The organism is Roseicella sp. DB1501 (genome assembly GCF_013112485.1).
Taxonomy (GTDB): domain Bacteria; phylum Pseudomonadota; class Alphaproteobacteria; order Acetobacterales; family Acetobacteraceae; genus Paracraurococcus.
In genome coordinates, this window is record NZ_JABFHG010000007.1 from 157,002 (window position 1) to 169,794 (window position 12,793).

The following is a 12,793-nucleotide window of genomic DNA, read 5'->3' on the forward strand; positions in this document are numbered from 1 at the left end:
ACGCTCCGTCATTCTCGCCCCGAAGCCTATCCCCGCCCCGCGGGGTCAACCAGCCCGCGCCCTTGGCGGACTCACACAGCCCGCGCCCTTGGCGGGCGACGCAGCATGTAGAAAGCCAGCGAGCCAAGCGCATAGGCGAGGATGGAGCCGATGAAGGCGACGCGGTAGCTGCCCGAGACGTCGAAGATGAAGCCCGCCGCCCAGGAGCCGATGGCGGCGCCGAGGCCGGAGCCGATGGTGATGACGCCGAGGATGGTGCCGAGCCGCGGCCCGGGGAAGAGATCGGCGGTCTTGGCGGTGATGGCCGGGCCGCGCGCGCCCCAGGTCAGGCCGAAGAAGCAGGCATGCAGCCAGAGCAGCAGGTGGTCGCCCGGCCCGGTGATGGCGAGGGCGCAGAACACCCCGACGATGGAGATGCCATAGGCCAGCAGCGCCGAGTATTCCCGGCCGATATAGTCGGAGAGGGTGCCGGTCGCCACCACGCCGGGCATGGCGAGGAAGCTACCCATGCCGAGCACGCCCGCGGCGTAGAGCGGGTCGAAGCCGACATCGACCGCGAAGGCGATCTGGTGCAGCGAGACCAGGAAGCTGCCGATGCTGGTCAGCATGTAGACCAGGAAGAGCAGCCAGAATTGCGGCGTGCGGATCGCCTCGGCGAGGGTCCAGGGCCGCTCGACCGCGCCGAGGCCCGGCCCGCCCGCGGTTGGCGCCGCGCCGGCGCGGCGGTTGCCGAAGACGAAGGCGAGCGGCAACAGCACCGCTCCGGCGACCGCCGCCGCGGCCAAATAGGCGCCGCGCCAGCCGAGGCTCTCGATCGTCGCCTGGCTCGCCGGCGCCGAGGCGGCGCGGCCGGAGGCATTGGCCGATTGCAGAACCGAGATCGCCATGCCGCGCCGCCGGGGAAAGAGCCGCGAGACCAGCGGCACGAAGACCAGCAGCCCGATGCAATTCGCCCCGAAGGTGATCACCACGCCGTAGAGGAACACCATCTGCCACAGCGCATGGGCATGGGCGCTGCCGATGAGGCCGAGCACCAGCAGCCCCCCGCCGAGCAGCACCATCCGGCGGGCGCCGAGCCGGTCCACCATGCCGCCGACCAGCGGCGAGCTGAGGCCGCCGACCAGCTGCCCGACCGAATAGGCGACCGAGCTCTCCGCCCGCGACCAGCCGAAATCGGCGACGAAGGCGAGCAGGAAGACGGTGTAGGAGTGCATCACGCTGGCGCCGACCATGAAGGCCAGGAAGGCGGCGCCGAGGATCAGCCAGGCCCGGTCCCTGACGGGCGGCGGCGGGGACTCGGGCGGTGCGGGCATGCCGGCATGGTAGGTGCGGGCTGCGCGGCAAGTCCAACCCGCCTCCCGCCGCCATGTCGCCCCCGGTGGTTTGCAGGGCCGGGCGGCCAGGGTCTACTCTTGCTACCGGACCGGCCGGGAGGGCCGGCGCCGGGGAGAGAACGCCAGCAGAGGCGCCGTGCCGCACCGCACCGGCGGCCCCATGCGGCTCCCCATGCGTCCCCCGGCCCCATTGCTGCATGGAGGAACGTCGCACCATGTCCGCCACCCTCGAAGCAACCGCCCCGGCGGCCGCCCAGGCGCTCGACTTCGATGCCATCATCATCGGGGCGGGCATGTCGGGCCTGTATCAGCTTCTCCGCCTGCGCCAGCTCGGCCTGCGCGTCCGGGTCTTCGAGGCCGGCACCGGCGTCGGCGGCACCTGGTACTGGAACCGCTATCCCGGCGCCCGCTTCGATTCCGAGAGCTATTCCTACGGCTATTCCTTTTCGAAGGAGCTGCTCGAGGAATGGAGCTGGTCGGAGCATTTCGCGCCGCAGCCGGAGACGCAGCGCTACCTCAATTTCGTCGCCGACAAGTTCGACCTCCACCGCGACATCCAGTTCAAGGCCCGCGTCGCCTCGGCGCACTGGCAGGGGGCGGAAGGGCAGGAGCAGGGCCGCCACTGGGCGGTGACGCTCGAGGATGGCAGCCGCCACACCGCGCGCCACCTCATCACCGCGATCGGCGTGCTCTCGGCCCCGACCCTGCCGCGCTTCGAGGGCATCGACACCTTCCAGGGCCAGTCCTTCCACACCGCCCGCTGGCCGCATGAGCCGGTGGATTTCCGCGGCAAGCGCGTCGCGGTGATCGGCACCGGGGCGACGGGTGTGCAGACCATCCAGGAGGTGGCGAAGACCGCCGGGCACCTCACGGTGTTCCAACGCACGCCCAATTGGTGCGCGCCGCTGCACAACCGGCCGATCACCGAGGAGGAGCAGCGGGAGATCAAGGCCGGCTATCCGGAGATCTTCCGGCGCTGCCAGGAGACCTTCTCCTGCTTCATGCACACGCCCGACCCGCGCGGCACCTTCGAGGTCTCGAAGGAGGAGCGCGAGGCTTTCTACGAGACGCTCTACGCCTCCCCCGGCTTCGGCATCTGGGTCGGCAATTTCCGCGACATGCTGACCGACCGGGCGGCGAACAAGGAGATCTCCGACTTCGTCGCCAACAAGATCCGCCAGCGGGTGAAGGACCCGAAGGTGGCGGAGATGCTGATCCCGAAGAATCACGGCTTCGGCACCCGCCGCGTGCCGCTCGAGACCCGCTACTACGAGGTCTACAACCAGCCCAACGTCCTGCTGGTGGACAGCAAGGCGACGCCGATCGAGCGCATCACCCCGACCGGCATCAAGACCAGCGAGGCCGAGTATCCCTTCGACATCATCATCTACGCCACCGGCTTCGACGCCATCACCGGCGCCTTCGACCGCATCGACATCCGGGGCTGCGACGGGAAGCGGCTGAAGGATCGCTGGGCGCATGGGCCGGAGACCTTCATGGGCATGATGGTCGAGGGCTTCCCCAACATGCTCATGCTGATGGGCCCGCATACCGCGCTCGGCAACATCCCGCGCAGCATCGAGTACAACGTGGACTGGGTGACGCGGCTGCTGCGCTTCATGCAGGAGAAGGGCCTCACCTTCGCCGAGGCACGGCCGGAGGCGGTGCAGGCCTGGACGGACCATGTGAAGCTGGTCGGCGCCGGGCTGCTCTCGACCGAGGTGGATAGCTGGATGACCGGCATCAACAGCAATGTCGAGGGCAAGCAGACCCGCATCATCGCCCGCTACAGCGGCAGCGCCCCGGAATACCGCGCCTGGTGCGACGCGGTGGCCGACAAGGGCTATCCTGACCTCGTCCTCGCCTGAGGCGGCGCCGATGACCACGACCGCCGCGATCGATCAGGTGCTGCGCCAGGCGGTGGAGAGCGGCGCGGTGCCGGGTGTCGTCGCCCTCGCCGCCGACCGTGACGGCCCGATCTACGAGGGCGCCTTCGGCCGCCGCAGTCTCGCCGGCCCGACGCCGATGACGCCGGACACGGTGTTCTGGGTCGCCTCCATGACCAAGGCGGTGACCTCGGTCGCCGCCATGCAGCTCGTCGAGGAGGGGCGGCTCTCGCTCGATGCCCCGCTCGGCCCGCTGCTGCCCGGCCTCGCCGCGCCGCAGGTGCTGGAGGGCTTCGCCCCTGACGGCACGCCGTGCCTGCGGCCGGCGCGCCGGCCGATCACGCTGCGCCATCTCCTCACCCACACCGCCGGCTTCGCCTACAACACCTGGAACGCCGATATCGGCCGCTACATGGAGGCGACCGGCCTGCCGGCGCCGCGCAGCGGCAGGTTGGTCTCGCTGGAGGCGCCTCTGGTGCGCGAGCCGGGGGAGCGCTGGGAATACAGCATCGCCACCGACTGGGTCGGCCGCGCGGTGGAGGCGGCGAGCGGTGAGCGGCTGGAACGCTACGTCTTCGCCCGCATCCTGGAGCCTCTCGGCATGCAGGACAGCGGCTTCGTCCCCGGACCAGCCCAGCGCGCCCGCCGCGCCGGGACGCATCAGCGCGGCGAGGATGGCCGGCTCACGCCGATCGACTTCGCCCTGCCGGAGGCGCCGGAGTTCTTCGGCGGCGGCGGCGGGCTGCTCTCCACCGGACCGGACTATCTCCGCTTCCTGCGCATGCTGCTCGGCGGCGGCCGGCTGGACGGCGCGCAGGTGCTGCGGCCGGAGACGGTGGCCGAGATGGGCCGCAACCAGATCGGCACCCTCGCCTTCCAGCCGCTGCGCAGCGTGCTGCCGGCGATCTCCCGCGACTGCGATCCCTTCCCCGGCACGGTCTGCCGCTGGGGGCTCGGCTTCCTCATCAACGAGACCGACATCCCCGGCCGCCGCGCCGCCGGCGGCCTGGCCTGGGCCGGGCTCGGCAATACCTGGTTCTGGCTCGATCCGCGGCGCGGCCTCGCCGGGCTGCTGCTGACGCAGATCCTGCCCTTCGCCGACCCTGCGGTGCTCGACCTCTTCGCCGGCTTCGAGACCGCCCTTTACGCCTCGCGGGCCGGCTGATGGCCGGGCCGCTGGCGCCGCGCTGAAGGATCCACGCTCGGGAGGAGACCGCCATGCCCGGGACCACGCGTCGTCGCCTGCTCGCCGTCCCTGCCCTGCTGGCCGGCGCCGCCCGGGCCGATCCCGGCTTCCCGGCCCGCCCGCTCACCTGGATCGTCCCTTTCGCCGCCGGCGGAATCACCGATACCAGCGCCCGGATGCTGGCGCAGCGCATGGGCGACCATCTCGGCCAACCGGTGGTGGTGGAGAACCGGCCCGGCGCCGGCGGTACCATCGGCGCCGAGGCCGTGGCGCGCAGCGCGCCGGATGGCCACACCCTGCTCTATGGCAGCCAGGGGCCGATCGCCGCGGCGCCGGCCATGCTGCGCAACCTTCGTTACGACCCGCTGCGTGACCTGGCTCCGGTGCACGGCATCGCCGCCTCGCCGCATCTCATCGTCACCGGGCCGCAGCAGCCCTGGCGCAACCTGGCCGAGCTGGTGGCGGCGGCGCGGGCGCGGCCGGAGGGGCTGACCTATGCCTCGCCCGGCGTTGGCACCTCGCCGCATCTCGCGGCGGAGGGGCTGATGCAGGCGACCGGCACCCGGCTGGTGCACGCCCCCTATGCCAATGGCACCCAGGCGCTGAACGACGTCATCAGCGGCCGGGTGGAGGTCATGTGGGACTATCCGCTGACCAGCATGGCGCATGTGCGGGAGGGACGGCTGCGGGCCCTGGCGGTGACCGACGCGCAGAGGGTGCGGCTGGCGCCCGAGGTGCCGACCGTCGCCGAGGCCGGGCTGCCTGGGGCCGAGGCGCTGCCCTGGGCGGCGCTCTTCGTCGCTGGCCGCAGCCCGGAGCCTGCCATTGCCCGCCTCGCCGCGGCACTGCGGGCGGCGATGGCCGAGCCGCGGGTGCAGGAATTCTTCGACGGCACCGCCACCGTGCTCTGGCCGCAGATGGATGCGCCGGCGCTGCGCGGCTTCCTGGCCGAAGAGCTGCCGCGCGTCGCCGGGCTGATCGCCCGATCCGGGGCGAAGCCAGGCTAAGAAATCCCCACGACACCGCTGCGCGGCGTCGCGGGGGCCCCGGGATGCGCTCCTGGTCGAAGATTCGCCACAGCCTGCCGCGGCGAAGCCGCGGCAGGGCAACGGGAGGCGACTGGATCGGCGCGGCGGTGCCGCTACAGGACATCCGCCACGGCGTCGCGGAATTGGCGCATCGCCGCCAGGTGCTCGGCGGCGCTGCGGCCGGGGATACGGCGGTGGTGGCGGCGGTTGAAGGTGGTGGTCAGCGTCAGATGCGTCGCGCCGAGGCGCTTCCAGTAGCGCGCCTCCTCGCGCCAGGCGGCCGCGTCGCCGCTGCCGGGCGAGATCCAGACCTCGAGCCCGACCGCGGCCGGGTCGCGCCCTGCCGCCTCCGTCAGGCCGCGCAGCCGGGCGAGTTCTCCCTCGATCGCGGCGCCGGGCGGGTAGACATTCATGATCCATCCGTCGCCGAGCCGGGCGATGCGCTCCAGCGTCTGCTCGACATGGCCGCCGAACCAGACCGGGATGCGGCGATGCACCGGCAGCGGGTTGATGCCCGCATCCTCGATGCGGTGCCAGCGCCCGGCGAAGCTGACATGCGGCTCCGCCCAGAGGCGCTGCATCACCTCCACCTGCTCGGCCGAGCGGCGGCCGCGATTGGCGAAATTCTCGTTCAGCCCGGTGAACTCGACAGGATTCCACCCGACGCCGACACCGAGGCGGAACCGCCCGCCGCAGAGCACGTCGAGGCTCGCCGCCTGCTTGGCGACCAGCACCGCCTGGCGCTGCGCCAGGATCAGCACCTGGGTCGAGAATTCGGTCTCCGGCCGGCAGAACCCGGCGAGGAAGCCGAAGCAGACGAAGGGGTCGTGGAACAGGTCGGCCGAGGTGTTGCGGTCGCCCCAATCGGGCCGCGAGGCGGCATTCACCCCGAGCACATGGTCCGGCAGGCCGAGATTGCTGTAGCCGAATTCCTCCGTCGCCCCGGCGAGGTCGCGGACCGCATTGGGCTCGCCGCCGATATCGACCAGCGGCAGCATGACACCGAGACGCATGCGACCCTCCCCCCTTCGATGCAGGATGCAGGCTGGGCCGTCCCGGCGCCGCGGTCCAGCGTCTATAGGGAGCGCAGCCGGGTCAGCAGGCGGTCCACTTCCGCCTCGGTGTGATAGAGGCCGAAGCCGAAGCGCAGGCGGCGGCCGCGCCGGTCGGTGACGATCCCGGCGGCGGCGAGCCGTGCCTGCCAGGCCTCGGCTTCCTCCAGGTCGAAGGCGAGGAAATTGCCGCGTCGGCGCTCGGCGAGCGGCACCACCAGCCGCGCCGGATCGAGCCCGGTGCCGGGCAGACCGGCGACGAAGCGCGCCTGCAAGGCATGGCTATGGGCATGGATGGCGCCGGCATCGAGGCCGAGCCCGGCCAGCCAGTCCATGGCCGCATTCAGCCGGTACAGGCCGGAAGGGTCGAAGGTGGCGCCCATGAAGCGCCAGCCATCCGCCGCATAGCCAACGCCATCGCCGCCCCCGGCCAGGGCGCCGAAGCCGGCGAACCAGCCGGTGACGCGCGGCCGCGGCAGCCAGCCGGGCGGGGCGTGCAGGAAGCAGGCGCCCTCGCCCGCCATGGCGTATTTGTAGCCGCCGGCGAGGTAGAAGGCGCGGTCGGCGAGGCTGGCGAGATCGACCGGCTTCGCCAGGAAGGCGTGGTAGCCATCGATCACCAGCACCGCCTCGCCCGCCGCCGCGGCCAGCGCCGCGAACCCCTCCTGGGCATAGCCGCTGTGGAAGAAGACCTCGCTGCTCCAGATCAGGTCGAAGCCCTGCGGCGCCGTCTCGACCAGGCGCGGCAGGCAGTCCGGGCCGGGCTCGCTCGGGATGCGGGTGACGGTGACCAGCCCCTCCTCCTCCAGCCGCGCGAGCTGGCGGGCGAGGCTGTGGAACTCGCCATCCGTGGTCAGCAGGCGCGGCGGGCGACGCGCCGGCAGGGAGGAGAGCAGGCGCAGCACGAATTCATGCGTATTGGGCGCAAAGGCGATGGTCGTCGGATCGGACAGCGCCAGGTGCCGCGCGATATGCCGCTGCGCCGCCTGCCAGATCGGGCCGAGCACATGCTCCCACTTATCGTCCTGCAAGCGGGCCGCATCGTCCCAGGCGGCGAGCTGCGCTTCACGCGTTACGTCGGGCCAGGGATGGTGGCTGTGCGCGGCGACATGCAGCCGCTCCGGTTCGGCGCCGAGGAAGCGGGAAAAATGCGCGCGCAGGTCCAGCATGGTTTTCCCCTCGCCTGTTCGTTTAAGCTTGAACCATAGACCCGCAAGGAGGGTTGCCGTGGTCGAAGGCGTCGAGACCGATTTCAGCCGCCGCATGAGCTATGGTGACTACCTGCAGCTCGACCGGCTGCTCTCCGCCCAGGCGCCGCTCTCCGGCCGGCATGACGAGACGCTGTTCATCATCATCCACCAGGTGCAGGAGCTATGGATGAAGCTCTTCGGCCATGAGCTGGCGCTGGTGATGGACTGCCTGCGGCAGGACGCGCTGCGCCCGGCCTTCAAGGCCTTCGCCCGCATCGCCCGGGTGCAGGCGCAGCTCATCGGCGCCTGGGACGTGCTGACCACCATGACGCCGCATGACTACTTGGCCTTCCGCGACAGCCTCGGCAGCTCCTCCGGCTTCCAGTCCTGGCAGTACCGGCTGCTGGAGCTGCAACTCGGCGCGCGCGATCCCTTCATGCTGCAGCCGCATCGCCACCGGCCGGAGCTGCTGGCGCCGCTCGAGGCCGCGCTGCGGGCCCCTTCCCTCTATGACGAGGCGCTGCGGCTGCTGGCCCGCCGCGGCCTGCCGGTGCCGCAGGCGGTGCTGGCGCGCGACGTGGCGCAGCCGCATGCGCCCGATGCCGGCGTCGCCGCCGCCTGGGCCGAGGTCTACGAACAGGCGGCTGCGCATTTCGACCTCTACGAGCTGGCCGAGGAGCTGGTCGATCTCGACGACGCCTTCCAGACCTGGCGCTTCCGCCACCGGCAGGTGGTGGAGCGCATCATCGGCCGCCGTCCCGGCACCGGCGGGTCGAGCGGCGTCGCCTATCTGCAGGCGGCGCTGGAGCGTCGCTTCTTCCCCGAGCTCTGGTCCGTGCGCACGCAGATCAAAGCTCCGCGCTGAAGCGGTTCAATCCGGCAGGATCGCCGTCGCCTCGATCTCGACCCGCGCCTCCGGCTCGACCAGCGCCGCCACCTGCACCAGCGTCATGGCGGGGAAATGCCGGCCCATCACGCCGCGATAGGCGGGGCCGAGAGCGGCGAGGCTGTCGCGGTACTCGGCGATGTCCGTCACGTACCAGGTGAGGCGGCCGATATGCTCCGCCCGCCCGCCCGCCTCGGCCAGCACGGCGAGGATGTTGCGCAGCGCCTGCTCCACCTGGGCGACGAGGCCGGTTGGGAAGCGTCCCTCCGCATCCCATCCCACCTGGCCGCCGACCAGCACCACGCGGCCCTGCCCCTCCATGCCGTTGGCATAGCCCTTCGGCACGGGCCAGTCCGGCGGTTGCAACCGACGGAGGGTCACGCCGCACCTTCCATCGCCGCCTGGGCGCGCAGGGCGAAGCGCTGCAGCTTACCGGTGCCGGTGCGCGGCAGGGCGGCGACGAATTCCACGGCGCGGGGATATTTGTAGGGCGCGATCACCGCTTTCACATGCTCCTGCAAGGCGCGGACGAGGGCGGCATCGCTGGCCAGGCCCGGCTGCAGCACCACATAGGCCTTCACGATCGTCCCGCGCTCGGCATCCGGCGCGCCAACCACGCCGCATTCCCGCACCGCCGGATGCGCGAGCAGCGCCGCCTCCACCTCCGGCCCGGCGATGTTGTAGCCGGCCGAGACGATCATGTCGTCGCTGCGCGCCTGGTACCAGAAATAGCCGTCCTCGTCCTGGATGTAGGTGTCGCCAGTGATGTTCCAGCCGCGCTCGACATACTGCGCCTGCCGCGGATCGGCGAGGTAGCGGCAGCCGGTCGGGCCGCGCACCGCGAGCCGACCGGGCGTGCCGCGCGGCACCTCCTCGCCCTCCGGGCCGATCACCTTCGCCTCGTAGCCCGGCACCGGCAGGCCGGTGGCGCCGGGCCGCAGCGTCTCCTCCGGGGCGCCGATGAAGATGTGCAGCATCTCGGTGGCGCCGATGCCCTCCATGATGGAAAGGCCCGTCGCGCGCTGCCAGGCTTCGAAGACCGGCTTCGGCAGCGCCTCCCCGGCCGAGACGCAGCGCCGCAACGAGGCGAGGTCATGCGCCGCCGCGGCCGGCGCCATGGCGCGCCAGGCGGTGGGCGCGGTGAAACAGACCGTCGCGCGGTGGCGGGCAATGGCCGGCAGCAGTTCCTCCGGCCCCGCCTTCTCCAGCAGCACCGTGGTGGCGCCGATGCGGAAGGGAAACAGCACCAGCCCGCCGAGGCCGAAAGTGAAAGCGAGCGGCGGCGAACCGATGAAGACATCCTCCGGCCGCGGCCGCAGCACCTCCTGCCCGTAGCTGTCGCAGACCGCGAGCATGTCGCGGTGGAAATGCATGGTGCCCTTGGGCTCGCCGGTGGTGCCGGAGGTGAAGCCGATCAGGCAGACATCCTCGGCCGCCGTGTCGCAGGCTGAGAAATCCGGTGGCGCGGCGGCGCAGAGGGATTCCAGCGCGCCATTCCCCCAGCAGGTGAGATGGCGCAGGTCCGGCGCCTCCGCCGCTGCCCGTTGCAGCTCTTCCAGCAGCCGGGCATCGCAGAGGGCGTGGCTGATGCGCGCCTTGCGCAGCATCTGGCCGATCTCCTTCGCCCGCAGCAGCGGCATGGTGGCGACCACCACCCCGCCCGCCTTCAGCACGGCGAAATAGGCGGCGACCATCCAGGCGGTGTTGGCGCCGCGCAGCAGCACGCGGTTGCCGGGCACCAGGCCCTGCCGGTGCACCAGCACATGCGCGATGCGGTTCACCCGCTCGGCAAGCTGGCGATAGGTGAGCGTCTCGGTCGGCGTGACCACGGCCGGATGGTCGCCGCGCGCGACCAAGTTGCGGTCGAGCAGCTCGGTCGCGCAGTTCAGCCGCGCCGGATAGCGAAGCTGCGGCAGGGTGAAGCGCAGCTCCGGCCACTGCGCCCGCGGCGGCAGGTTGTCGCGCGCGAAGCTGTCGAGATGCGCGCTCGGCACCCCGGTATCGAAGCCCATGCCATCCATCGCCGCCTCCAGCCGGTTGCGCCGCGTGACCTGCCTCCCCTCCCCCGAAGGGTGTTCCTAATCGCCCTTGAACTCTGGCCGTCGCTTGGCCACGAACCCTTCGTAGGCGCGGCGGAAATCGCCTGTCGTCATGCAGAGCGCCTGGGCCACCGCCTCGGCCTCGATCGCCTGCTCGACCGACATGGCCCATTCCATCTGCAGCATCCGCTTGGTCATGGCATGGGCGAAGCCGGGGCCCTCGGCGAGCTCCCGCGCCAGTGCCGCCGCGGCGTCGGCCAGCGCGTCCGGCGGGTGCAGCGCGTTGAAGAAGCCCCAGGCCAGCCCCTCCTCGGCGCTCATCGCCCGGCCGAGATAGAGCAGCTCGCTGGCCCGCCCCTGGCCGATGATCCGCGGCAGAATGGCGCAGGCCCCCATGTCGCAGCCGGCGAGGCCGACGCGGTTGAAGAGGAAGGCGGTCCTCGCCCGCGGCGTCGCCAGCCGCAGATCCGCCGCCATGGCGATGATGGCGCCCGCTCCCGCCGCGACGCCATCGACCGCGGCGATGATCGGCTGCGGGCAGGCGCGCATCGCCTTGACCAGCTCCCCGGTCATGGCGGTGAACTGCATCAGCCCCCTGGTGTCCCGCTCGAGCAGCGGGCCGATGATCTCGTGCACATCGCCGCCCGAGCAGAAATTCCCGCCCGCCCCGGCGATGGTGAAGACCCGCACCGCCTCATCCTGCGCCGCCTTGCGGAACAGCCCGGCGAGCTCGGCATAGCTCTCGAAGGTCAGCGGGTTCTTGCGCTCCGGCCGGTCCAGGGTGATGACCGCGACCGCATCCTCGACGCTGAGCCGAAAATGCTCGGCATGATGACCGGCGATGCTCATGCCTCCTCCCCCTCCAGCCCGGCCCGCACGCTCGCCTTGGCGCGACCGAGCAGGGCATGCAGCGCGGCGCGCTCCGCCGGGGCGAGGCCGGTCAGCAATTCGGCGATCCAGTCCTCATGCACCCGCGACTGCCGGGCGAATTCGCGGCGGCCGCGCGCGGTCAGGCGCAGGGTCTGGGCGCGCCGGTCGGTCGGACTCACCCGCCGCTCGATCAGCCCCTCCTCCTCCAGCCGGGCGGCGAGGCCGGTGACATTGCCGTTGCTGACCATCATCCGGCGCGAGACCTCGCCGAGCGTCAGCCCGCCCGGCGCCCGCTCGAGCTGCGCCAGCAGGTCGAAGCGCGGCAGGGTGGTGTCGAACTCCCGCCGCAGCCGGCGGCGGATCTCCGCCTCGATCAGAGTGGTGCAGGTCAGCAGCCGCAGCCAGAGCCGCAGCTCGTCCTTGTGGCCGGGCGGCGCGCCGGCCAGCGCCGTCTCGGCATCGACATGCCGGGTGAGGTCGTCGGGCATCAGACCTCGCCTCCGGCGATCGGGATGGCGGCGCCGTTGACCGCCGCGGCGCCGGGCAGGCAGAGGAACAGTGCGGCGGCTGCCACCTCCTCCGGCCGCACCAGCCGCCCCTGCGGGTTGTGGCGGGCGAGGCTGGCGCGCGCCGCCGCCGCATCACGCCCGGTCCGGCGGGTGATGGTGCCGATGCTGGCATCGAGCAGCGGTGTCTCGGTGAAGCCGGGGCAGAGGGCGTTCACCGTCACGTCGCGCCCCGCTACTTCCAGCGCCAGTGCCCGCACTAGGCCGAGCAGCCCGTGCTTCGCCGCCGCATAGGCCGCGACATAGCGATAGCCCTTCAGCGCCGCGGTGGAGGCGACGGCGATGATGCGCCCCTCCCCCGCCGCCAGCATGCCGGGCAGCACCGCGCGCATCACCGCGGCGGCGCCGAGCAGGTTGACCGCGAGCATGCGCTGCCAGAGTGCGTCGTCGCTCTCAAGGAAGGGCGCGCTCTCGGCGGCGCCGGCGGCGTGCACCAGGATGTCGCAGGGCGGCAGGTCCGGCAACGGGCCGGTGATGTCGGCGGCGATGGCCTGCTGCGCCGCACCCGCCGCCACCGCCTCCCGCAGCATCGCCTCGCGCCGGCCGAGCAGCGTCACCGTGGCGCCGGCCTCGGTCAGCGCCCGGGCGCAGGCGAGGCCGATGCCGCTGCCGCCGCCGGTGACCAGCGCGCGCCGCGCCGCGAGCGGCGACGCGGCCTCCGGTGCCCGGCCAGGATGCGGTCCAGGATGCGGCAAGGCGTCCATGCCCTCTCCTCGATGCTTGAAGCCTAAAACATCCCGTCGCCGGCCCGCAATG

At 71.9% G+C, this 12,793-nt stretch carries 12 protein-coding genes; 4 read left to right on the top strand and 8 right to left on the bottom strand.

What is annotated here, in order from left to right; genetic code table 11:
- Positions 1-71: 71 nt before the first annotated feature.
- A complete protein-coding gene (locus HJG45_RS15445) occupies positions 72-1,313 on the bottom strand; it encodes an MFS transporter (protein ID WP_171612999.1) in 1,242 nt (413 codons plus the stop codon).
- 236 nt (positions 1,314-1,549) lie between these two features.
- Between HJG45_RS15445 and HJG45_RS15450 the strand changes: the two genes are divergently transcribed.
- Genes HJG45_RS15450 through HJG45_RS15460 form a run of 3 tightly spaced genes read left to right on the top strand, consistent with a single transcriptional unit; the run spans position 1,550 to position 5,413 of the window.
- On the top strand, positions 1,550-3,202 hold the full coding sequence (locus HJG45_RS15450) for an NAD(P)/FAD-dependent oxidoreductase (protein WP_171613000.1): 1,653 nt from the start codon (positions 1,550-1,552) through the stop codon (positions 3,200-3,202).
- A 10-nt stretch (positions 3,203-3,212) separates the two neighbouring features.
- Complete coding sequence (locus HJG45_RS15455) at positions 3,213-4,385, top strand: serine hydrolase (protein WP_171613001.1); 1,173 nt, start codon at positions 3,213-3,215, stop codon at positions 4,383-4,385.
- Between the two features lie 53 nt (positions 4,386-4,438).
- Positions 4,439-5,413, top strand: coding sequence for a tripartite tricarboxylate transporter substrate binding protein (locus tag HJG45_RS15460; protein WP_171613002.1), 975 nt, complete (start codon positions 4,439-4,441; stop codon positions 5,411-5,413).
- Positions 5,414-5,547: 134 nt separating this feature from the next.
- On the opposite strand, the gene HJG45_RS15465 is transcribed toward HJG45_RS15460, so the two are convergent.
- Positions 5,548-6,447: an LLM class F420-dependent oxidoreductase gene (locus HJG45_RS15465; RefSeq protein WP_171613003.1), complete on the bottom strand. Its 900-nt coding sequence runs from the start codon at positions 6,445-6,447 to the stop codon at positions 5,548-5,550.
- A gap of 62 nt (positions 6,448-6,509) precedes the next feature.
- On the bottom strand, positions 6,510-7,655 hold the full coding sequence (locus HJG45_RS15470; RefSeq protein ID WP_171613004.1) for an aminotransferase class V-fold PLP-dependent enzyme: 1,146 nt from the start codon (positions 7,653-7,655) through the stop codon (positions 6,510-6,512).
- Positions 7,656-7,713: 58 nt separating this feature from the next.
- Here HJG45_RS15470 and HJG45_RS15475 point away from each other — a divergent pair, with 58 nt between their 5' ends.
- Positions 7,714-8,541 carry a tryptophan 2,3-dioxygenase gene (locus tag HJG45_RS15475; RefSeq protein ID WP_368040604.1) on the top strand — a complete coding sequence of 276 codons (828 nt, stop codon included), beginning with the start codon at positions 7,714-7,716 and terminating at the stop codon, positions 8,539-8,541.
- Between the two features lie 6 nt (positions 8,542-8,547).
- Here HJG45_RS15475 and HJG45_RS15480 read toward each other — a convergent pair whose 3' ends face one another.
- From HJG45_RS15480 to HJG45_RS15500, 5 genes are read right to left on the bottom strand one after another with little or no spacing between them, the layout of a single operon-like run.
- Positions 8,548-8,943, bottom strand: a complete 396-nt coding sequence (locus HJG45_RS15480) for a RidA family protein (RefSeq protein ID WP_368040605.1) — start codon at positions 8,941-8,943, stop codon at positions 8,548-8,550.
- Positions 8,940-10,583, bottom strand: a complete 1,644-nt coding sequence (locus HJG45_RS15485) for a benzoate-CoA ligase family protein (RefSeq protein ID WP_171613006.1) — start codon at positions 10,581-10,583, stop codon at positions 8,940-8,942. The genes HJG45_RS15480 and HJG45_RS15485 overlap by 4 nt, the downstream gene beginning before the upstream one ends.
- Before the next feature lie 57 nt (positions 10,584-10,640).
- On the bottom strand, positions 10,641-11,450 hold the full coding sequence (locus tag HJG45_RS15490) for an enoyl-CoA hydratase family protein (protein ID WP_171613007.1): 810 nt from the start codon (positions 11,448-11,450) through the stop codon (positions 10,641-10,643).
- A complete protein-coding gene (locus HJG45_RS15495; RefSeq protein WP_171613008.1) occupies positions 11,447-11,959 on the bottom strand; it encodes a MarR family winged helix-turn-helix transcriptional regulator in 513 nt (170 codons plus the stop codon). Before HJG45_RS15495 ends, HJG45_RS15490 begins: the two co-directional genes overlap by 4 nt.
- Positions 11,959-12,741 carry an SDR family NAD(P)-dependent oxidoreductase gene (locus tag HJG45_RS15500; protein WP_171613009.1) on the bottom strand — a complete coding sequence of 261 codons (783 nt, stop codon included), beginning with the start codon at positions 12,739-12,741 and terminating at the stop codon, positions 11,959-11,961. Before HJG45_RS15500 ends, HJG45_RS15495 begins: the two co-directional genes overlap by 1 nt.
- Positions 12,742-12,793: the final 52 nt, after the last annotated feature.

Coding starts and splice junctions, on each gene's coding strand:
- HJG45_RS15500 (WP_171613009.1), bottom strand. CDS start 12,741: ATGGACGCCTTGCCGCATCCTGGACCGCATCCTGGCCGGGCACCGGAG.
- HJG45_RS15490 (WP_171613007.1), bottom strand. CDS start 11,450: ATGAGCATCGCCGGTCATCATGCCGAGCATTTTCGGCTCAGCGTCGAG.
- HJG45_RS15450 (WP_171613000.1), top strand. CDS start 1,550: ATGTCCGCCACCCTCGAAGCAACCGCCCCGGCGGCCGCCCAGGCGCTC.
- HJG45_RS15495 (WP_171613008.1), bottom strand. CDS start 11,959: ATGCCCGACGACCTCACCCGGCATGTCGATGCCGAGACGGCGCTGGCC.
- HJG45_RS15445 (WP_171612999.1), bottom strand. CDS start 1,313: ATGCCCGCACCGCCCGAGTCCCCGCCGCCGCCCGTCAGGGACCGGGCC.
- HJG45_RS15485 (WP_171613006.1), bottom strand. CDS start 10,583: ATGGATGGCATGGGCTTCGATACCGGGGTGCCGAGCGCGCATCTCGAC.
- HJG45_RS15465 (WP_171613003.1), bottom strand. CDS start 6,447: ATGCGTCTCGGTGTCATGCTGCCGCTGGTCGATATCGGCGGCGAGCCC.
- HJG45_RS15460 (WP_171613002.1), top strand. CDS start 4,439: ATGCCCGGGACCACGCGTCGTCGCCTGCTCGCCGTCCCTGCCCTGCTG.
- HJG45_RS15455 (WP_171613001.1), top strand. CDS start 3,213: ATGACCACGACCGCCGCGATCGATCAGGTGCTGCGCCAGGCGGTGGAG.
- HJG45_RS15470 (WP_171613004.1), bottom strand. CDS start 7,655: ATGCTGGACCTGCGCGCGCATTTTTCCCGCTTCCTCGGCGCCGAACCG.